This is a genomic window from Erwinia sp. PsM31, from assembly GCF_030433775.1.
GTDB lineage: Bacteria > Pseudomonadota > Gammaproteobacteria > Enterobacterales > Enterobacteriaceae > Erwinia > Erwinia aeris.
The window spans coordinates 195660-216108 of record NZ_JARUWZ010000006.1; the positions used below are offsets into that span (position 1 = coordinate 195660).

Genomic DNA, 20449 nt, shown 5'->3' on the forward strand with positions numbered 1-20449 from the left:
CGGGGGTATGTCGCGTGTCGTATAAAACTGCCTTTGCCGCTTTGAGTCAAGCAGCAAAAAACGAGCAAATTATACGGCGCGCCCCTGCGATTTCAATGGATAAGTAGCGAAATGGTGAACAATTATTTAAATTTCTTTCGCGGGCGCACTTTTTCAAAACTGTCAGGAATGGCCGACAGGCGGAAAATGCATACGATAAAGGCCAAATATCGCTCATAAAGCGTGCGGAAGATCACAATTCAGTAATATTTTATCCGCATTCCGTTAAGGAATATTCTTAATATCGCTCAGAAAAATATAATTATATCAATAACATTCAACTACTTACTATTTTTTACCGTAAAACCAGCCTGCCAGCCGGATTAAAAGTGTTAATTGACAGTCATTGCAGCCAAAATTTCAGGCTAATCCGCCAGGCAAGCAAAATAAATATCACCACATTATTTTTCACTTCGCGCTGAAAAAGGCGGATCTCGTCCCGAAGAGGTAATATCCTTGATAACACTTTGTGAAATTAACGTTAAATGTAACCAGGTGTGAACGATAATTTCTGCGCGTCATTTTAACCTTACTGAAACATTCCCACCTGAAAAAAAATCACCGCGTATCGCCCGAAAGGCTAAATTTTCGTCGGGCTTTTTAGCCTTTCGCGTTACCTGCGCCTTCCTCTCCCCTGCCCTGCCGGGCTGACTTAACTAAAATCGGGTTTGGTAAGCCTGTGCCGTTCAGCCGCTTTGCTGAATAATCAGGCGATAATACGGTAAAAAATTCGGCTTTTCAGCGTTATTTTCAGGTAAATCACGTTCAATCAGCGCTGCTTGCTGCCAGATTTTGCGGATTAATTACCACCAGGTGACGTTCGCCTTCCAGTTCAGGAACGAGAAGCTTCACCGTCTTGTGATGGGTAAAACCTGCCGGCAGCGCGTCGATCTCATCCTGCGGCACGACGCCTTTCAGCGCATAAAATCGCCCTTTTTCGCCAGGCAGATGATGGCACCAGCTCAGCATATCGTTCAGAGAAGCGAAGGCCCGACTGATCACGCCATCAAAAGGCGGCTCGGCAGGAAACACCTCTACCCTGCTCTGTACCGGATCGATATTTTCCAGTTTCAGTTCATGCTGTACCTGCTTAAGAAAGCGTATGCGTTTGCCCAGGCTGTCCAGCAGCGTGAAGTGCGCTTCAGGACGGACGATAGCGAGCGGTACGCCCGGCAGCCCTGGTCCCGTGCCCACATCGATAAAACGGCTTCCTTCCAGATAAGGCTCAACCACGATGCTGTCCATGATATGCCGTACCAGCATCTGCTGCGGGTCACGCACCGACGTCAGGTTATAAGCCTTGTTCCACTTATGCAGCAGCTCAACATAGCCTGTCAGCTGCTCTTTTTGTCGATCGGTCAGGGAAATATTGGCGGCTTTCAGCAGCGCGGAAAGTTTATTAATCACGATTACATCCAAATCAGTTAAAGGGGCGACCGTAGCCGCCCCGCGAAGCATCAGGCGCTTTTGCGCAGCAGCCCCTGCTTTTTCAGGTAGATCAGAAGAATGGAAATAGCCGCAGGCGTGATCCCTGAAATACGCGAAGCCTGACCTATCGATCCCGGTTTGTGATCGTTCAGCTTGGCGATCGCCTCGTTAGAGAGGCCGCTGACCTGACGGTAATCCAGCTCCACCGGCAGCAGCGTGTTCTCGTTGCGCAGCTGGCGATCGATCTCTTCCTGCTGGCGGGCGATATAGCCTTCGTATTTCACCTGAATTTCAACCTGCTCGGCGGCCTGAGCGTCGCTTAAGGCGGGCGCAAAGGTGCTGAGCGTCATCAGCTGCTGATAGGTCATCTCTGGACGACGCAGCAGATCTTCGCCGTTGGCTTCTTTGGTCAGCGCGGCGCTCAGTACGCCATTCACTTCATCCACGGCTTCAGATTTAGGATGCACCCAGATGTCGCGCAGACGCTGACGCTCCTGCTCAATGCTCTCCAGCTTCTCGTTAAAGCGCGCCCAGCGGGCATCGTCTACCAGACCCAGCTCGCGGCCTTCGGCGGTCAGACGCAGATCGGCGTTGTCTTCACGCAGCATCAGACGGTATTCCGCCCTGGAGGTGAACATGCGGTACGGCTCTTTGGTTCCCAACGTGCAGAGATCGTCAACCAGCACGCCCAGATAGGCCTGATCGCGACGCGGCGCCCAGGTTTCTTTGTCCGCAGAGAGGCGACCGGCATTCAGCCCAGCCAGCAAACCTTGCGCTGCGGCTTCTTCATAGCCTGTCGTGCCGTTGATCTGACCGGCAAAGAACAGACCTTCGATAAATTTGCTTTCCAGCGTTGGCTTCAGATCGCGTGGATCGAAGAAGTCATATTCGATGGCATAGCCCGGACGGACGATCTTCGCGTTTTCCAGGCCCTGCATAGAGCGAACAATCTGCATCTGGACATCAAACGGCAGGCTGGTGGAGATGCCGTTTGGATAAATTTCATTGCTGGTCAGCCCTTCCGGCTCCAGGAAGATCTGGTGCGCGTTGCGATCGGCAAAGCGCATCACCTTGTCTTCGATGGAAGGACAGTAGCGTGGGCCAACGCCTTCGATCACGCCAGCGTACATTGGGCTGCGATCCAGGTTGCTGCGGATGACGTCGTGCGTTTTCTCGTTGGTATAGGTGATGTAGCAAGGCACCTGCTGTGGGTGCTGCGCCACGTTGCCCATAAACGAGAAGACCGGCAGCGGCGTATCGCCATGCTGCGGAGCCAGCACGCTGAAATCAATCGTGCGCGCATCGATACGCGGTGGCGTACCGGTTTTCAGACGGCTGACGCGCAAAGGCAGTTCACGCAGGCGACGAGCCAATGGGATCGAAGGCGGATCGCCAGCACGGCCGCCGCTGTAGTTATCCAGCCCGATGTGGATCTTACCGTCCAGGAAGGTACCTACGGTCAGCACAACCGCTTTGGCGCGGAATTTGAGCCCCATCTGGGTCACAGCGCCAACGACGCGATCGTTTTCCACAATCAGATCGTCAACCGCCTGCTGGAAGATCATCAGGTTCGGCTGGTTCTCCAGCGCGGTGCGTACGGCCTGACGATAGAGCACGCGATCCGCCTGAGCACGGGTAGCCCTGACGGCGGGTCCTTTGCTGGCGTTTAGTATCCTGAACTGGATACCGGCCTGGTCAATAGCGTGTGCCATCAGGCCGCCCAGCGCGTCCACTTCTTTAACCAGATGTCCTTTTCCGATGCCACCGATCGCCGGATTGCAGGACATTTGTCCAAGCGTATCAATGTTATGCGTTAAAAGCAGGGTTTGCTGACCCATCCGGGCTGCCGCCATAGCGGCTTCCGTGCCCGCATGACCACCACCGATCACGATGACGTCAAAAGGATCTGGATAAAACATGGTACTGAACCTCGCGGTTGTGCGATTTAAAAGAGTGGGGGATGCCCGGGGCGTGAATTCTACTCAACTTTGGCCGAAGGTGAAAGCGCAGGGCCAGACACGTATTAAAAAGAAGATCTTTTTTATTTAGAGATCTCTTTACTGGATCTTCTATTAGGATCGACGATCTCTGTGGATAAGCCTTTTTTCCTTTCCTGGATCATCAGCTTAAGCGGGATCGTTTGCTGTGAAAGATCGGTGATCCTGCGGCGTATAAGCTGGGATCAAAAAGGCATGTTATGCACAGGCTCGATCCGACCGTACGGTTGTTCTTTGGATAACCACCGGTTATTACCGCTGGATCAGCATAGTTATCCACAGTTGATCGCTATTTAAATAGGCAAATCGGGGAGAAATTTACAAAACTTCGCCTGTTTTTCAGGCGCCGATCGCACAAATTGCTGCGATCCGACGCCCGATCGTCAGCCGATCAGCGTTTTCCAGCTCTCGATCCACACCTCAGCGGGATCTTCGGGGATCTCATGTTCGAGCACGTCAATATCCAGACGGTCGCCGATGCGCTGTGCACCACATGCCGTCAACAATTTGTCCATTTTATCGATCGCACCGCAGAAAAGATCGTATTCACGGTTGCCGATACCTACGGCGCCGTAGCGCAGCTGGCTCAGATCCGGACGCTTCTCTTCTATTTCATCAAACAGCGGCTGCAGGTTATCGGGCAGATCGCCGGCTCCATGGGTAGAGGTCACTACCAGCCACGTTCCTGCTGTCGAAAGCTCGTTCAGCTCTGGCCCATGCAGTAATTCGGTAGAAAAGCCCGCTTCTTCCAGCTTCTCGGCCAGAAGTTCGGCAACATATTCCGCACTGCCCAGGGTGCTGCCAGTGATTAAGGTTACGTCCGCCATGTGAGATCCCTGTTTGCTAAAGGCGGCTATTGTACGCTGTGATCAGTCTGGGATCTACCTGTGGGTAAGTAAGGTTAATAAATGTAGATGAGCGGGCTTAACTGCCGCTTTTGTTTTGCGGGCAAATAAGTGAAAGCACGCCGCGAGCGCCACGTGCCGGACGGATGGGAACGTTCCTGACCCGATATAAGATATTTCAACAAAAATGAGGCGCCGATCTTTTGTGGATAATATTGTGCACAGATCAGGGCTTGATCGTCCGCATGATCGGGTTTTGCAGGGAAATTAACGTCTCGGTGGACTGGATCTCGTCAATGGTCTGGATCTTGTTGATCAGCACCTGTTGCAGCGCGTCGATAGATCGGCACATCACCTTAATAAAGATGCTGTAGTGCCCGGTGGTGTACCAGGCCTCCACCACTTCATCAAGCGCGTCCAGCTTCGCCAGCGCGGCCGGATAGTCTCTGGCGCTTTTTAAAATGATGCCAATAAAGCAGCACACGTCATAGCCAAGCTGGCGAGGATCGATTTCCACCCGCGTGCCTTTAATGATGCCTGCCTGCTTCATCTTCTCTACCCGGACGTGGATAGTGCCGGGGCTGACGTTGAACTGCTTGGCCAGCTCGGCATAGGCGGTACGTGCGTTGGCCAGCAGCGCATTGAGGATGCCGCGATCGAGATCGTCGGGTTGCAGATTATCGGGCATAAAGGCTCCGTCATTAAGGATTTGATAATTTGTCAGGGAATAATGTGCAGGAAAGTGAAAATGCAGGCAATAAAATAGCGGATAACTTACGTTACCCGCTATAAGGAAAACACAACCGCCTGGTCATAGCCAGAGGGTTATCTGATGTTAGCGCTTGCGCCAGACGGTTAGCTGGGCGACGGAATGCTGATATTTACGCGCCGTTTCGCGGATCACAAACGGCACGTCCTGCGGCGCGGCGATCTCTTCGAAATCTGCCGCCAGCAAACGCTGCAACGCCTGGTAGGTGGTCAGCGCCTCGCCGTTTTCGCGGATGCCGCCCAGCCAGTTCTCTTTTGGCGTGTACTCTTCCAGCCAGGTGTACGGCGACGACAGCATCAATACGCCGCCGGTATTGATCATCCTCGTGACGTCCTGCAAAAAGCGCTTCGGCTGACGCAGCCTGTCGATCAGGTTAGCGGCCAGCACCAGGTCGTAACCCGCCTTTTGCGGCTTCAGGTTGCAGGCGTCGCCCTGCATAAACTGAATGCGGCTGGCCTGCTCTGCGGCGAGGCCGAAATCTTTCAGCCGCACCTGGTGATACTCCACCAGGTCGCCCTCTTCCTGGGTCACATAACGGAAATCCTCGCCGCTGGTCAGCTGGAGCGCCACGTCGATAAAGCGCGCGGAGTAATCCATCCCCACCACTTGCTCAAAATAGCGGGCCAGCTCAAAGCTGGCGCGACCGGTGGCGCAGCCGATATCCAGCGCGCGGCCTCGTTTATCGGTCATGCGACAGGCGATATCCACCAGCGCCTTCGCATAGTTTTCTGTACCGAAGTAGCCCGGCCCGTACTGGAAGTCCAGGTATTGCGACACCATGCTGTCGGTTTCATACGGATTCAGCATTTTCTTTTCCTGATGGTTGGACACGACGTAGCGAAAGCCCGCGTGCTGGAAAAAGTGGCGGCGGAACGCATAGCGGGAAGATTTAATCGCTTCGTTGCCGGTGGAAATCCAGCTGCCGCCTTTAATTAGCGCATGTTTGCCGTCGAAGGTCGGCGTCGAAAAGTCGTCATAAAGCGGATGGACTTTAAAACCTTCCAGCCCGTTTATCGGCGTGGTCGTCCACTGCCAGACGTTCCCCACCACGTCAAAGAATTCGCCCTGGGCAAAGCGATCGACCGGACAGGAAGAAGCCCACCAGGCCAGATTCAGGTTGCCCGGCGCCTGCAGCCAGCGATCGCCTTCAACCTGCTCACGCAGCAGCAGCCATTCGGCCTCGCTGGGGAGCTGAACGGAACGGCCGGTTTTATCGGCTTTCCAGCGGCAAAAGGCGGCCGCCTCCAGCTGGTTGACTTCGACCGGCCAGTCCCACGGCATCGCGACTTCTTCAGTCATCAAACGCAGCCGTAACTGGTCAGGTTCCTCAGGCGATCCCACCCAGAAAGTCGGCATGGTTGCCTGCGCGAAATTGCGCCAGCCCAGACCTTCCTCATCCCACCAGCGATCGTCCCGATAGCCGCCTGCCGTGATAAATGCAAAAAACTCCGCGTTGCTTGCCAGCATCTGGCTGGCTTCAAAAGGCTTCACCTCGGTGGACAGCGTGCCGTATTCATTATCCCAGCCGTAGGTATCGTCGGTTTTCCCCTGCGTGACGCGTGCGCCGGCAACGGCTATCAGTCTGTTCTGCGGCACGGCGTGGCGATCGTGACGGGCGTCGGGACAGGCCGGCCAGTACGGCTGCGGTTTAACCCAGGCGAGCGGCAGCTGGCGGATCAGCACGCTGGAGGTTTCCAGATGGATCCGCTCATGCTCGATCCCCATCAGGATCACCCAGGCCGGGCTGTCCCAGCCGATCGGCAGCGTCAACGGCATCTCTTTAATGACGCTTTCGACAAGATGACGCACCTTGCCGCGATAGTCGCGCAGCTCGGCAAGCGTCGGCCACGCGTAGTGGGTTGCGTCCAGATCGTCCCAGCTCATCTCATCCACGCCGATAGCCATCATCGCTTCGATATGGTCGTCCACGCGGTTGTCGAGCAGGCCGGCCGCTACCAGCTTATTAATATAGAAAGTCGCGGTATGGCCGAAATAGAACACCAGCGGATGGCGCAGCGAAATCGCCTTAGTGTAATAAGCCTGCTCATCGGCAAGGCAGTCGAACAGGCTCTCGTAGAGCGCCCACGTTTGTTGGAAATAGCCAAGAAGCTCCTGTCGTTTTTGTTCTGCGTCGCTGCCGCTAAGCAACAACGTGTGAGTTGGGGCAGGTAACTCTGGGGAAAAAGCCTGGTGATGTTGTGCCACGTAATACTCCTGAGAACCGTAGGCGGGATAAAGCGTAGCTATGACTATAGCAGGAGAGGATTGTCGGGCAGCGGCAAAGAGAAAATCAGCGCTGCCAGCGGCGCAGCAGACGGCTCTTCAGGCCGGTATCAAAACGCCAGATATGGTCGAAAATGCGCATAATACCCGGTTTTCCATGATCGGACAGCGCAACGGCGTGAAAGCGCTGCTGCTGGAGGAGCTGGTGCTTTTTGACGGTTTTAACCAGATCTTCCGGCAGCCGCTGGGCGATAAAATCGGAAATAATGACGGCGTCGGCATCGTTCCACTCCGGTGTGGCGAGCCTGCCCAGCACCGACTGCAAACAGGCTGCCAGATCGGTGCCGCCGCGAAAGCGCTGGCTGAGAAAGCGGATCGCCTGAGCAATGCCGTCGTCTGCGGTCAGCTCGTAGCCCACCACTTCATGCGCGAACAGCATTATGTAGCAGCGACGGTTATCGGCCAGCGCCACCTTCAACAGGGCCAGGCAAAAGGCCTTGGCGCAGCGTTCGTTAAAGCCGCCCATCGAGCCGGAAGTATCCACGCAGACGATAAAAGGCCCGCGCGGCTGTTCTTCATGCTGCTGGTGGCTGACCGGGCGCTGCGAAACCCTGTCATGCCAGGCCTCGCCCTGCAGCCGATAGGTCAGCAGCCGTTTCTCCACCAGCCTGCGATAGAACTCCAGTTCCAGCTCGCTGATGCCCAGCGCCGCCAGCTCCGGCGGCAGCAGGCGCAGCACGTCGTCGCTTTGGTGAATGCCGTTGACCTCTTCCGGCACGCTGGCAGGTTCCCTGACCAGCTGGTGGAACGCCTCCAGCGGCGCCTGCTCGCTCAGTACCGCTTTGGCTTCGCGGCTGCGGCCCAGCTGTTCCGCCAGTTTTTGCAGCATCGGCTGCTGCGCCAGGAAATCGCCGTAATCGACCATCAGCTGATAATCGCCGCGCTGTAGCGGGCTTTTACTCAAATCCCACAGGCGGCTGGCGGCGGCATCGCTGTTATCCGACAGCACCGGCGCCAGCTGGCCGCTCATCGCCAGCCTTTGCTGTAGCTCCGCCAGCAGCTTTTCCCGCTCGCTGTCGAGCAGCTGCTGATTCAGCGACAGGGTTTGCAGCGTCAGGCTCAGCCGCCAGCGCTGTAAAAACAGCGTATGCTGCGGCTCGCTCATGCTCTGGCCCGCGACGCTATGCGCCACCAGCTCGCGGGCTTTGTCTTTAAACGGCGACTGATGCGAATCCAGGTAAAGTAGGATAGACGGAATTTTCAGGCAAAATGCCTGATGGGCGAGCGGCTGGCACTGTTGGAAAAGCGTAAATTCACCGGCAAGCGCTTCCGGCACCGCTGTTTGTTTCAGCTGCGCCAGGAGCTCCGATTTCCAGCGCGGCAAATCGTGCAGCAGCGCCTTTTTCATGCCGGGAAATTTTTCAAAAAAAAGGGCGAGCTGCGGGCTGGCCAACAGCGTCACCACCAGCTCTTCAATCAGGTCGCCTTCGCTGACCGCCAGAAAGGCGCTGAGCGTATCCAGCGATATCAACGACGCACCTGTTTCAGCTGTTCAGCGACCTGTTGCAGGCTCTCTTCGATCTTCGCCAGCCAGTCGTCGCTGATAAACAGGCAGCGATGATGCTGACTGAACAACGTACGTTGGGCATGCAGCTGTGCCTCTACCTCATCAAGCGCCTCGACGATCTCCTGCGGCAGCCCGTGTTCCAGCGGCTGGCCCGGCAGCATCAGCCGCGAAGTCTGGAGGCTGACATCGCGCACTGTCAGGCAGTCGGCGCCGTCGATATGCAGATCCAGCGTCTGGGCAAAACCAATACCGTTAAGCTTGCCGCGCACTTCGCCGCCTTTTTGCAGCCAGTGGTACAGCGGTTCGCGGCCAATCACGATATGGCTGACCTGCATGTCGTGCAGCATCAGCGGCTTTTGCAGCATCAGCGTCAGCGTGTCGGCGGACAGCGCCTCGGGCAGCTCATAGTGGGGTTTACGGCTGAATATGCCGCCGTGCTTCTCCAGCCTTATCGCCTGCTCTACGCTTTTTTCCTGCTGCAGGCTCAGCCGGCGTGAGGCGATTTGCTGCAGTTTGATCAGCATCGGCTGCTGCTGCCAGGCCTGCTGGGTAATCAGGTTGTCTATCTCGCGATCCAGCAGCGCCATTGAGGCAACGTCGTGCCACAGACAATCTTTCAGCAAAATCAGATCTACCGGCGCGATCGCTTTACGACCGCTGTAAAAAGCGCAGGCCTGTAAAAGATGGATCGCTTTTTTCCAGCGGCGATCGGAAATATAAGGCGCTTCCGGCTGGTTCTCCAGCTGCTGGCGCAGCATAAAAATCAGCTCAAACACCTCTTCCGGCAGCGCAACCTGCGCAATGCCTTTTTGCCATTCGCTATACTCTTCATCAGTAATGCAGAGCGACTCCGCGACGGGATTGCTGTTTTCATCCTGCTGATGGGTCAACATGCTGCGAAAGTTCTGCTTTTCATGCACGTTATCAAGCCACAGCCGGATCAGCATCCGGTCATACAGCGCTTCCAGCCCGCTGTCGGCTTCGGGCAGTTCGTTGGAGGCGGTCACCAGCAGCCGCATCGGGATGGCTTCTTCACAATCGCCGTTGCGAAAGCGGCGCTCGTTAATGGCGGTCAGCAGCGTATTGAGGATAGCCGGCCCGGCTTTCCAGATTTCATCCAGAAAGACGATTTCGGCATCGGGCAGGTAGCCTTTGATCAGGCGCTGATAGCGGCCTTCATCTTTCAGCGCCTGAATGGAAAGCGGCCCGAAAACTTCTTCCGGGGTGGAGAAGCGGGTCATCAGATATTCAAAGGCGCGGGCATGCTGAAAGGCATACTTCAGCCGACGGGCTATCAGGCTTTTGGCAATACCTGGCGGGCCAAGCAAAAAAACGCTTTCGCCGCTTAATGCCGCCAGCAGGCAAAGGCGAATAGCGTGATGGCGTTCGTAAAGTCCCTTTTCTAACGCGTTGCTGAGGCGTGCGATTCTTTCCGCCAGGAGGTGAGGCTGGGACATCATCAAACAGTATCCTTTTCTACGTTCTTGCCAGCGGGCGACTGGCGAGCGCAAACACTACTGGCTATGATGCTTGAAAGAGTTGATATACGTCAGCTTTTTTCTTGTCAAAGGGTGACACAGGCCATTGAAGTCGCTTTCCATACTCCAATTAAGGATAGGCATTCAGAATGATTCGTGCATACTGTGCGTTTTTTGATGGCTTGATAAGCTGGGCGCGTTTCAGCAATCAGCTCCAACAAAAGATCTTCCTATGAGTTCTGATAAAAAGCAGTCCCTTGGCGCCGTGACCTTAGCGGCAATAGGCGTCGTCTATGGCGATATCGGCACCAGCCCTCTCTATACGCTGCGGGAGTGTCTCTCCGGCCAGTTCGGTTTCGGCGTTGAGCGCGATGCGGTATTCGGCTTCCTCTCGCTGATTTTCTGGCTATTAGTGCTGGTGGTCTCGTTAAAATATATCAGCTACGTGATGCGCGCTGACAACGCCGGCGAAGGGGGGATTCTGACCCTGATGTCCCTGGCGGGCCGTCATACCGGTGCCAGAGCCACGGCGGTTTTGGTCATTATGGGGCTGATTGGCGGCAGTTTCTTCTATGGCGAAGTGGTGATCACGCCGGCCGTTTCGGTACTTTCCGCTATTGAAGGGCTGGAAATCGCCGCGCCTAACCTTGATGCCTGGATTGTGCCGCTGGCGATAGCGGTGCTGACGCTGCTGTTTATGATCCAGAAACACGGCACGGGTATTGTCGGTAAACTGTTCGCGCCGGTCATGCTGGCATGGTTCATCATTCTGGCCATACTGGGCGCTCGGGGCATTATGGCTAATCCCGACGTGCTGCACGCGCTGAACCCCTATTGGGCAATGCACTTCTTTTTTGAATATAAAACCGTCTCGTTTTTTGCGCTGGGCGCCGTGGTGCTGGCTATTACCGGCGTGGAAGCGCTGTATGCGGATATGGGCCATTTCGGCAAGCTGCCGATCCGTCTGGCCTGGTTCCTGGCGGTGCTGCCGTCGCTGGTGCTGAACTACTTCGGCCAGGGCGCGCTGCTGCTGAAAAATCCCGAAGCGATCAAGAACCCGTTCTTTCTGCTGGCGCCGGACTGGGCGCTGATCCCTATGCTGATCCTGGCGACGCTGGCGACGGTTATCGCTTCTCAGGCGGTGATTTCCGGCGTTTTCTCACTGACTCGCCAGGCGGTTCGTCTGGGCTATTTACCGCCTATGCGCATCGTGCATACTTCTGAAGAGGAATCCGGTCAAATCTACATTCCGGTCATTAACTGGATACTCTTTTTCTCCGTGGTGATCGTGATTGTCGGCTTTAAACACTCCAGCAACCTGGCAGCCGCCTACGGTATCGCCGTAACCGGTACGATGGTGCTGACCTCCATCCTTTGCACCACCGTGGCGATAAAAAACTGGCACTGGAACCGCTATCTGGTGCTGTTTATCCTGCTTTGCATGTTGTGCATCGACGTTTCGCTCTTTTCGGCCAACCTGGTGAAAGTGTTCTCCGGCGGCTGGCTGCCGTTAAGCCTGGCGCTGGTGATGTTTGTGATTATGACCACCTGGAAAAGCGAGCGTTTCCGTCTGCTGCGCCGGATGCATGAACACGGCAACTCGCTGGAAGCGATGATTGTTTCGCTGGAGAAGTCGCCACCGGTACGCGTGCCGGGCACCGCCGTCTATATGTCGCGCGCGCTGAACGTTATTCCTTTTGCCATGCTGCATAATCTCAAGCACAACAAAGTGTTACATGAACGTGTTGTGCTGCTGACGCTGCGGACGGAAGATGCGCCTTACGTCCATAACGTGCGTCGCGTGTCTATTGAACAGCTTTCCCCCACTTTCTGGCGCGTGGTGGCGAGCTACGGCTGGCGGGAAACGCCTAATATGGAAGAGATTTTCCACCGCTGCGGGCTGGAAGGCCTGAACTGCCGGATGATGGAAACCTCGTTCTTTATGTCGCATGAATCGCTGATTATCGGCAAGCGGCCATGGTATTTGCGTCTGCGCGGCAAGCTGTTTATGGCGCTACAGCGCAACGCCCTGCGCGCCCCTGACCAGTTTGAGATCCCGCCAAACCGGGTTATTGAACTGGGCACCCAGGTCGAAATCTGACAAGCCGGGCTACTGTACTGGGCACCCAGGTCGAAATCTGACAAGCCGGGTTATTGCACCGGGTACCCAAGCCGAAACCTGACCCTGCAAGGCCGACAATCGTCGGCCTTTTGTTTTGCTTACCGCCAGGCATATCCTCATCCCGACTCCTGAAAGAAACGTCGGATTTCTAAACCGGCGGCTTACTGAGCTGCGTGTTCCGGCGCGGCTTAGCGGGTTCTGTCGGCATCTAACCGGGCCAGGGTGTCACCACATACCAGCATGTCACTTTGCCACTACGTCACCACGTCAGCATAACTGCAAAGCCGCCGCCGTCACGATTGGCGCAACGCATCTGCATCCCATGCAGGCGGGCAATACGGTTAACGATAGACAGCCCAAGGCCGCTGCCCGATTTTTCCTGCCCCGGCGGCCGATAAAACCGCTGCCCCAGGCGGCACAGATCATCTTTGCTGACGCCTGGCCCGTTATCCGTGACGGCCAGGCCGTTTTCATTAATGCTCAGCTGCACCAGGTTTCCTGACTGGCCGTAACGCAGGGCGTTTTCTACCAGGTTACGCATCATTAGCGACAGCAGCAAAGCGTTACCGTTACGGATAATGGGCGAAGGCGGTGCTTCCAGCGCTATCTCCATTCCGACGGCCTGCGCCTGTGAGTAATGGTCGATCACGGCCTGCTGGAGCAGCTGACGCAGATCCAGGCTTTCCGTTGCCAGATCGGCTTTGCTGTCCAGCCTTGAGAGCGTAAGCAGCTGATCCACCAGACGAGTCGCGCGATCGATACCAAGATCCAGGTTTTGCAGCGCGTGGCGGCGCACCGTTTCGTCATCGTGAGCCAGCTGCGCGACCTCCGCCTGAACCTTGAGCGCGGCCAGCGGGCTTCTTAACTCATGCGCGGCATCGGAAGTAAAACGCCGTTCGCGCAGCAGCATTTCGCTGACGCGTGAGAACAGCGCGTTCAGCTCCGTCAGCAAGGGCTTCACCTCGTTCGGCACCCGCTTTTCCACCAGCGGCGTGCCGTCATCAGGCGTGCGCAGACGCAGCTGGCGGGCAATTCTTTTTAACGGCGCCAGCTCGTGCGTAACCAGCCACAGCAGCAGCAGCAGCATAATCGGCAACGCGATCAGCCAGGGGATCAGGTTGGTCTGGACGATATCGCGGGTCATGTCGTCGCGGTATTCCCACTCCTGACCTACCACCACCACATATTGTTTGTCCGGCGTGGGTAGCCAGACCATACGCCATAAATCGTCATCACCCCGGAGCTTGCCATCGGTAAAACCGTCGCGCCTGTGACTAAAGAGAAAATCCTTGCCGTTGTCGCCATCGTTCATCACCATGCTGCCATCCGCAGTGAAAACGGCAAATGCCAGCGCCTCATCCTCCTGTTCGCCGCGATGATGCTTCAGCAGCTTTTTAGTTTTTGGCAGCGTTAAAGGTTCGTGACTCAGCTGCTCGGGATTCATGGTCGCCAGCAGTTTGGCAAACAGCATCTGCTGGGTATCAAACAGCTGATTGATGTTGTGCCGCGTCTGCCACCACGAGCCGATGCTGGCAGCACCCCAGCAGATAAGTGTCAGCAGCAGAAAACCCAGCATCAGGCGCAGGCGCAGGCTTAGTCGATGCATTACGCATCTCCCAGCGTATAGCCGACGCCATGAACGGTACGGATAAACGTGCTGCCCAGCTTTTTGCGCAGGTGGTGGATATGAACTTCAACGGCATTGCTGGAGACGTCGTCATCCCAGCCATACAATTTTTCCTCCAGCTGCGCGCGGGTCAATACGCGACCAGGGTTAAGCAAGAACAGCTCCAGCAGGGCCAGTTCGCGCGGCTTCAGGGGGAGCGGCTCGTCGTTCAGGGTGGCCGTATGCGAACCGGAGGCCATCGCAACCGCGCCGTGGCGGAGCACGGGCTGTAGCTGACCGTGACGTCGTCGAATTAATGCCTGTAGCCGGGCGGCGACTTCGCTGAGGGCGAAAGGTTTGCAAAGGTAGTCGTCGGCGCCCTGCTGCAGCCCGGCAAGCCGCTGCTCCAGGGCATCCCGCGCGGTCAGGATCAGTACCGGCTCGTCCCGACCCTGCTGCCGCCAGCCGCGCAGAATATCCAGGCCGTCGATGCCGGGCAGGCTTAAATCCAGCACTACCGCATCGTAAGAGGTAGCGGAAAGCGCCGCCTGCCCCGTTTTGCCCTCGGTAAACCAGTCGACGCTGAAACCCAGCTTGCTCAGACCTGCTTTAATCCCGTCGCCAATCAGGCGATCGTCTTCAATGACCAAAATTTTCATGGCGACTTCCTCTGTGATTAACGGCTTTATACGAAAGGGAACGGGCGCTGTACAGGCAAAAATCGGGAAAAAAGGCTATTTTTCGGTACGGCTCGCAAACCGCGTATTTGATGATGTCTCTTAAGATCCTGTTAAGAAAAGTTTGTTTAACTGAGCCCTGAACACGACGAATCGCGCAGCGAAAGCTGCCTCACTCCATGGAATAAAGGTGACTATGATGAAAAAAACTGCTGCTTTATTAGCCCTCGCCGCTCTGGTTTCCGGCCCGGTATTCGCTGCTCAGAACGGCGGCTTCAGCGACCCAAGTGCGCCGACCGCGCCGACCGCCAACGTGCAGAAAGGCGGTTTCAGCGGGGATGAAACCGTGGTCACGGTCAAACAGGCGCAGGATATGAAGGACGATGCCTGGGTGACAATGCGCGGCAACATTGAAAAGCGCGTCAGCGATGATGACTATATCTTTCGTGACGCGACCGGCACGATGAAAGTGGATATCGATCATAAGCGTTGGGAAGGCCAGAACATCACGCCAAAAGACAAAGTCGAAATCCAGGGCGAACTGGATAAGGACTTTAATTCCGTCGAGCTTGACGTGAAGAAAATCCGCAAGCTGAACTGATTCAGCCTCGATCGGCTGGCCGAAGGTGAGGCCAGCAGCCCGACTGCGCTACCGACGGGTAAGCGACCTTCGGCGGCGTCTGGATCCGGGGCGGCCGCGTTCTTAGCAGCTTGCCCCGGTTGCGGCTAACGGCTTCCGTAACCGCTACGCTGACCCCGTAATGGCTAAGTTAGCCCTGAGGCGGCCAGTCTGGCCCCACAATGGCTGAGCAGGTCTCGCTATGGCCTAGGTCGACATCATGGACAGGTGCATAACGGCAGGCGAGCGGTCGAAACGGCGCCAGGCCAGCGCAATATCAGTATTTAACGCCGCATCGTCAACAGGGCGAAACACCACGCCGGGATGCGCGATGCAGCATAGCGATTCCGGCACGATAGCGAAGCCGAAACCCGCGGCCACCATGCCGATGGACGAGGAAATTTGCGGCGACTGCTGCCCGGTATGCGGCTGAAAGCCGGCGCGCAGGCAGGCGCTGATCACCAGTTCATACAGGCTTGGCGCAACCTCGCGCGGAAACATAATCAGCGTGTCATCAGCCAGCTGCGACAGGGAAATTTTCGACTGCGCGCCCAGCGCATGGCTGGCAGGCAGCGCCACCAGCATCTTTTCGCTGGCTATTACCTTCAGGTTAAACGCTTTGCTGCTCTCACAGGGCAGGCGAACGAAAGCGGCATCCAGCAAGCCCTCCTGCAAGTCGTGCATTAGCGACGCCATATTTTGCTCACGTGTCAGTATCGTCATTGACGGATAGCGAGCCTGAAAATCCTTCATCAACGCAAAAATCACCGAATGAAAGGCGACCGAGCTGGCGACACCCAGCGAAAGCTTGCCGGTCACGCCGCGGGCTATCCCTTTGGCTTTCTCCAGCGCATGCCCGGTCAGCTCCAGGATCTGGCAGGCATCCTGATAAAAAGCTTCCCCCGCTTCCGTCAGCTCCACGCCGCGCGACAGCCTCCTCAGCAGCGGCGTACCTATTTCCCGTTCCAGACGCAGAATTTGCTGGCTGAGCGGCGGCTGCGAGATCCCCAGCATTTCTGCGGCACGCGTAAAGTGGCGCGTTTGCGCGACCGCGACAAAATAACGCAGATGGCGGAGTTCCATATCTAATTCGTCTCAAAGTGATGGGCTTTCTATATTGGAATTCATAACTGAATCGAGTCAACATTCAATTAGTAATCCTGAACTGTTTTAGCATAGAGGCAAGTTATGAAACATTCTGTAACCGACTGTTTATGTGAGCAACAGCTGGTTTCAACCGTCAGCGGGCTCCGTCAGCAAAGACCAGAAAGCGTCATCTATCAAACCTCTCTGATGAGTGCGTTGCTCAGCGGCGTGTACGAAGGCAACGTTACCGTAGCCGACCTGCTGAAGAAGGGCGATTTTGGTTTAGGCACCTTTAACCAGCTCGATGGTGAGCTGATCGCTTTCGACAGCGAGGTTTATCAGCTGCGTTCCGACGGCAGCGCACGGGAAGCCGATCCGCAGCAGAAAACGCCTTTTGCCGTGATGACCTTTTTCCAGCCTCAGTACCGCCATCGTTTCTCTGCACCGGCCAGCCGTCAGGCTATTCACGATCTGATCGACAGCCAGGTGACTTCGGACAATCAGTTTTGTGCGCTGCGGATCAACGGCCATTTTTCTGCGGCCTCCACGCGTACCGTACCTTGCCAGCATCGACCCTATCGTTCTATGCCGGAAGTGCTTGGCCAGCAGCCTACCTTCCGGTTCAGCCAGCGCGACGGCGTGCTGATTGGTTTCCGTACCCCGCAGTATATGCAGGGCATCAACGTAGCGGGCTATCACGAACATTTCATTACCGACGATCGCCAGGGCGGCGGCCATCTGCTGGATTACCAGCTGGAAGAGGGCGAGCTGACCTTTGGCGAGATCAGCAAGCTGGTCATCGATCTGCCGGGCGACAGTGATTTTCTGCAGGCCAATCTGAATCCGGAAAATCTGGATTCCGCCATTCGCTCCGTTGAAAGCTAATCCTGAGGAATTAAGATGAAAAACCCAACCGAAACCGCTCTCTGGCAGCACGGCGCCGATTTGGTCGTGGCACAGCTGGAGGCGCAGGGCGTAAAACAGGTCTTCGGCATTCCTGGCGCGAAGATCGACAAAATGTTTGATTCGCTGGTGGACTCGACTATCCAGACCATTCCGGTGCGTCATGAAGCCAACGCTGCCTTTATGGCTGCCGCCGTGGGCCGCCTGACCGGCAACGCGGGCGTGGCGCTGGTGACTTCCGGACCGGGCTGCTCGAATCTGATCACGGGCATGGCGACCGCTACCAGCGAAGGCGATCCGGTGGTGGCGCTGGGTGGACAGGTGAAGCGGGCTGACAGCGCCAAACAGGTGCATCAGAGTATGGATACCGTGTCGATGTTTCGTCCGGTCACCAAATATGCCGTCGAGGTCACCGACTCCAACGCGCTGGCGGAAGTGGTCTCCAACGCCTTCCGTCATGCCGAGCACGGTCGCGGCGGCGGCGCCTTTGTCAGCCTGCCGCAGGATATCGTTGACCAGCCCGCTCGCGGTCAGCTGCTAACCAGTAAAGGCCAGCTGCTGCTGGGGCCTGCGCCGGATGCGGCCATTGCCGCCGTTGCCGCGCAAATTGCCAAAGCAAAAAACCCGGTACTGCTGCTGGGCCTGATGGCCAGCCAGCCGGCAAACAGCGATGCGATCCATCGCCTGCTGGAGCGCAGCCGCATTCCGGTTACCAGCACTTATCAGGCCGCCGGCGCGGTCAGACAGGAACACTTCTCACGTTTTGCGGGCCGCGTTGGGCTGTTTAACAACCAGGCGGGCGACCGTCTGCTGCGCGAGGCCGACCTGATTATCACTATCGGCTACAGTCCGGTTGAGTACGAACCGGCCATGTGGAACAGCGGCGGCGCCACGCTGGTACATATCGACGTGCTGCCCTCCGATGCCGATAACTGCTATCTGCCTGATGCGGAACTGATTGGCGATATTGCCGCCACCGTCGACAAGCTGGCCGAGCGCATTGATACGCCTTTACAGCTCAGCGCAGAAGCGGCAGCCATTCTGGACGATCGGCAACAGCAGCGTCAGCTGTTATCAATGCAGGGCAAAAATCTCAACCAGTTCGCGCTGCATCCGCTGCGGATCGTGCGCGCCATGCAGGACATCATTAACAACGACGTCACGCTGACCGTGGATATGGGCAGCTTCCATATCTGGATCGCTCGCTATCTCTATAGCTTCCGCGCCCGCCAGATCATGATCTCCAATGGGCAGCAGACCATGGGCGTGGCGCTGCCATGGGCTATCGGTGCCTGGCTGGTGGATCCGAGTCGTAAAGTGATCTCGGTTTCCGGCGACGGCGGCTTCTTGCAGTCCAGCATGGAGCTGGAAACGGCGGTCAGGCTGAAAGCCAATATCCTGCACATCATCTGGGTCGATGAGGCCTACAACATGGTGGCGATGCAGGAAGAGAAGAAATATCAGCGCGTTTCCGGCGTGAAATTCGGGCCGGTTGATTTTAAAGCCTATGCGCAGGCGTTCGGCGCGGCGGGCTTTGCGGTGGAAAGCGCGGCTGAGCTGGAGCCGACGCTGCGTAAAGCAATGGACGTCAACGGGCCTGCGGTGGTCGCCGTACCGGTGGATTACGCCGATAACCCAATGCTGATGGGTCAGCTGCATCTGAGCCAGATTCTTTAGTATTCAAGGAGATAATATGAAAACGAAAGTAGCCTTAGTCACGGGTAGCGGCCAGGGGATCGGCAAAGCCATAGCGCTGCGTCTGGCAAAAGACGGTTTTGCCGTGGCGGTCGCGGACTATAACAGCCAGACCGCGCGTCAGGTGGCCGACGAAATCGCCAGCGCAGGCGGTAAAGCGATTGCGGTAACGGTAGATGTCTCAAAGCGTGACCAGGTCATCGCTGCGGTGGAACAGGCTCGTAAAGAGCTGGGCGGGTTTGACGTCATCGTCAACAACGCCGGGATTGCGCCAACTACGCCAATTGAAGAGATCACGGCGGAAATGGTGGATAAAGTTTACGATATCAACGTAAAAGGCGTGATTTGGGGAATGCAGGCGGCAATTCAGGCGTTTAAAGCTGAAGGCCACGGCGGCAAAATCATTAATGCCTGTTCGCAGGCGGGCCATGTCGGCAACCCGGAGCTGGCGATCTACAGTTCCAGCAAGTTCGCCGTACGCGGCCTGACGCAAACCGCCGCCCGCGATCTGGCTCCGTTGGGCATTACCGTCAACGCTTACTGCCCGGGCATTGTTAAAACGCCTATGTGGGACGAGATAGATCGTCAGGTGTCAGAAGCGGCAGGTAAACCGCTGGGCTACGGTACGGCAGAGTTTGCCAAACGCATTACGCTGGGCCGCCTGTCTGAACCAGAAGATGTCTCCGCCTGCGTTTCTTTCCTCGCCGGGCCTGATTCCGACTACATGACCGGTCAGTCGCTGCTGATCGATGGTGGAATGGTATTTAACTAATCCCTGCCGACCGCCTTACGAGGCGGTCTTTTTTCATACTGTTCTGATGACCGATCGCTCCTCCTTTCCTGTTGCATATCCTGCGCAAAGCTTGTTAACGAAACGTTTCGATGGCGATCACAGTTCCGCATCATGACGATTGTTTTCCGCCGCCGTTTTTTTACACTCCCGATCAGCGAAACGTTTCGCTCTGGAGTGAAAGATGAAAAAAGGCGCCTTACTGAATTCTGCAATCTCTTCCCTGGTTTCCCGCCTGGGCCACACCGACAGCGTCACTATCGGCGATGCGGGCCTGCCCATCCCTTCAGGGCCGGAGCGCATCGACCTGGCGCTGACCCAGGGCATTCCCGGCTTTATGCAGGTAGTCGAAACCGTAACGAAAGAGATGCAGGTCGAGAGCGCCATCATCGCGGAAGAGATCAAATCTCATAATCCACGGCTCCACGACGAACTTTCCGCACTGCTCGATTTACTGCAACAACGCCAGGGAAACACTATCGCCGTTCAGTACGTTTCTCATCAACAGTTCAAACAGTTAACACAGCGCAGCCATGCGGTTATTCGCAGCGGGGAGTGTTCGCCCTACGCGAACATCATCCTTGGCGCTGGCGTGACCTTCTGAG

At 56.4% G+C, this 20449-nt stretch carries 16 protein-coding genes; 6 read left to right on the forward strand and 10 right to left on the reverse strand.

Annotated elements, in window-relative coordinates; all coding sequences use genetic code 11:
• Positions 1 to 804: 804 nt before the first annotated feature.
• The 7 genes from rsmG to ravA all read right to left on the reverse strand — a co-directional run bounded on the left by rsmG (position 805) and on the right by ravA (position 10325).
• Positions 805 to 1446, reverse strand: a complete 642-nt coding sequence (gene rsmG, locus QCD69_RS07675) for a 16S rRNA (guanine(527)-N(7))-methyltransferase RsmG (protein WP_301251599.1) — start codon at positions 1444 to 1446, stop codon at positions 805 to 807.
• A 50-nt stretch (positions 1447 to 1496) separates the two neighbouring features.
• The gene (gene mnmG, locus QCD69_RS07680; protein WP_253456858.1) at positions 1497 to 3386 is read right to left on the reverse strand and encodes a tRNA uridine-5-carboxymethylaminomethyl(34) synthesis enzyme MnmG; all 1890 of its coding nucleotides are present in this window, start codon (positions 3384 to 3386) and stop codon (positions 1497 to 1499) included.
• A gap of 461 nt (positions 3387 to 3847) precedes the next feature.
• Complete coding sequence (gene mioC / locus QCD69_RS07685; RefSeq protein ID WP_253456861.1) at positions 3848 to 4291, reverse strand: FMN-binding protein MioC; 444 nt, start codon at positions 4289 to 4291, stop codon at positions 3848 to 3850.
• Between the two features lie 244 nt (positions 4292 to 4535).
• The gene (asnC, locus tag QCD69_RS07690; protein WP_125289166.1) at positions 4536 to 4997 is read right to left on the reverse strand and encodes a transcriptional regulator AsnC; all 462 of its coding nucleotides are present in this window, start codon (positions 4995 to 4997) and stop codon (positions 4536 to 4538) included.
• A gap of 147 nt (positions 4998 to 5144) precedes the next feature.
• Positions 5145 to 7283: a 5-histidylcysteine sulfoxide synthase gene (gene ovoA / locus QCD69_RS07695; protein ID WP_301251601.1), complete on the reverse strand. Its 2139-nt coding sequence runs from the start codon at positions 7281 to 7283 to the stop codon at positions 5145 to 5147.
• An 85-nt stretch (positions 7284 to 7368) separates the two neighbouring features.
• Positions 7369 to 8832, reverse strand: coding sequence for an ATPase RavA stimulator ViaA (gene viaA / locus QCD69_RS07700; protein ID WP_253456867.1), 1464 nt, complete (start codon positions 8830 to 8832; stop codon positions 7369 to 7371).
• Complete coding sequence (gene ravA, locus QCD69_RS07705) at positions 8829 to 10325, reverse strand: ATPase RavA (protein ID WP_253461173.1); 1497 nt, start codon at positions 10323 to 10325, stop codon at positions 8829 to 8831. Before ravA ends, viaA begins: the two co-directional genes overlap by 4 nt.
• 253 nt (positions 10326 to 10578) lie before the next feature.
• Here ravA and kup point away from each other — a divergent pair, with 253 nt between their 5' ends.
• Entirely contained in the window at positions 10579 to 12447 is a 1869-nt protein-coding gene (gene kup, locus QCD69_RS07710; protein ID WP_253456870.1) for a low affinity potassium transporter Kup, read from the forward strand.
• 280 nt (positions 12448 to 12727) lie between these two features.
• Here the strand turns inward: kup and qseC are convergent, their stop codons facing one another.
• Both qseC and qseB read right to left on the reverse strand, forming a co-directional pair.
• On the reverse strand, positions 12728 to 14074 hold the full coding sequence (gene qseC / locus QCD69_RS07715; protein ID WP_301251602.1) for a quorum sensing histidine kinase QseC: 1347 nt from the start codon (positions 14072 to 14074) through the stop codon (positions 12728 to 12730).
• Positions 14074 to 14733 carry a quorum sensing response regulator transcription factor QseB gene (gene qseB, locus QCD69_RS07720; protein WP_253456877.1) on the reverse strand — a complete coding sequence of 220 codons (660 nt, stop codon included), beginning with the start codon at positions 14731 to 14733 and terminating at the stop codon, positions 14074 to 14076. Before qseB ends, qseC begins: the two co-directional genes overlap by 1 nt.
• A gap of 217 nt (positions 14734 to 14950) precedes the next feature.
• On the opposite strand from qseB, the gene QCD69_RS07725 reads away from it, so the two are divergent.
• Positions 14951 to 15352, forward strand: coding sequence for a YgiW/YdeI family stress tolerance OB fold protein (locus QCD69_RS07725; RefSeq protein WP_301251617.1), 402 nt, complete (start codon positions 14951 to 14953; stop codon positions 15350 to 15352).
• A 225-nt stretch (positions 15353 to 15577) separates the two neighbouring features.
• Here QCD69_RS07725 and QCD69_RS07730 read toward each other — a convergent pair whose 3' ends face one another.
• Positions 15578 to 16453 carry a LysR family transcriptional regulator gene (locus QCD69_RS07730; RefSeq protein WP_301251603.1) on the reverse strand — a complete coding sequence of 292 codons (876 nt, stop codon included), beginning with the start codon at positions 16451 to 16453 and terminating at the stop codon, positions 15578 to 15580.
• Between the two features lie 105 nt (positions 16454 to 16558).
• On the opposite strand from QCD69_RS07730, the gene budA reads away from it, so the two are divergent.
• From budA to rbsD, 4 genes are all read left to right on the forward strand, one after another.
• Positions 16559 to 17341, forward strand: coding sequence for an acetolactate decarboxylase (gene budA / locus QCD69_RS07735; protein WP_301251604.1), 783 nt, complete (start codon positions 16559 to 16561; stop codon positions 17339 to 17341).
• A gap of 15 nt (positions 17342 to 17356) precedes the next feature.
• Entirely contained in the window at positions 17357 to 19036 is a 1680-nt protein-coding gene (gene alsS / locus QCD69_RS07740; protein WP_253456890.1) for an acetolactate synthase AlsS, read from the forward strand.
• A 16-nt stretch (positions 19037 to 19052) separates the two neighbouring features.
• Positions 19053 to 19826 (forward strand): (S)-acetoin forming diacetyl reductase, encoded by a 774-nt coding sequence (locus QCD69_RS07745; protein ID WP_253456895.1) that lies wholly within the window; start codon positions 19053 to 19055, stop codon positions 19824 to 19826.
• A gap of 202 nt (positions 19827 to 20028) precedes the next feature.
• Complete coding sequence (gene rbsD / locus QCD69_RS07750) at positions 20029 to 20448, forward strand: D-ribose pyranase (RefSeq protein ID WP_125289156.1); 420 nt, start codon at positions 20029 to 20031, stop codon at positions 20446 to 20448.
• The last annotated feature ends 1 nt before the right edge of the window (position 20449 follow it).

Bases quoted from the DNA above. Each gene is read 5' to 3' on its own strand.
- mnmG (WP_253456858.1), bottom strand. From the start codon at position 3,386: ATGTTTTATCCAGATCCTTTTGACGTCATCGTGATCGGTGGTGGTCAT.
- mioC (WP_253456861.1), bottom strand. From the start codon at position 4,291: ATGGCGGACGTAACCTTAATCACTGGCAGCACCCTGGGCAGTGCGGAA.
- asnC (WP_125289166.1), bottom strand. From the start codon at position 4,997: ATGCCCGATAATCTGCAACCCGACGATCTCGATCGCGGCATCCTCAAT.
- ravA (WP_253461173.1), bottom strand. From the start codon at position 10,325: ATGTCCCAGCCTCACCTCCTGGCGGAAAGAATCGCACGCCTCAGCAAC.
- kup (WP_253456870.1), top strand. From the start codon at position 10,579: ATGAGTTCTGATAAAAAGCAGTCCCTTGGCGCCGTGACCTTAGCGGCA.
- qseC (WP_301251602.1), bottom strand. From the start codon at position 14,074: ATGCATCGACTAAGCCTGCGCCTGCGCCTGATGCTGGGTTTTCTGCTG.
- qseB (WP_253456877.1), bottom strand. From the start codon at position 14,733: ATGAAAATTTTGGTCATTGAAGACGATCGCCTGATTGGCGACGGGATT.
- QCD69_RS07725 (WP_301251617.1), top strand. From the start codon at position 14,951: ATGAAAAAAACTGCTGCTTTATTAGCCCTCGCCGCTCTGGTTTCCGGC.
- QCD69_RS07730 (WP_301251603.1), bottom strand. From the start codon at position 16,453: ATGGAACTCCGCCATCTGCGTTATTTTGTCGCGGTCGCGCAAACGCGC.
- budA (WP_301251604.1), top strand. From the start codon at position 16,559: ATGAAACATTCTGTAACCGACTGTTTATGTGAGCAACAGCTGGTTTCA.
- alsS (WP_253456890.1), top strand. From the start codon at position 17,357: ATGAAAAACCCAACCGAAACCGCTCTCTGGCAGCACGGCGCCGATTTG.
- QCD69_RS07745 (WP_253456895.1), top strand. From the start codon at position 19,053: ATGAAAACGAAAGTAGCCTTAGTCACGGGTAGCGGCCAGGGGATCGGC.
- rbsD (WP_125289156.1), top strand. From the start codon at position 20,029: ATGAAAAAAGGCGCCTTACTGAATTCTGCAATCTCTTCCCTGGTTTCC.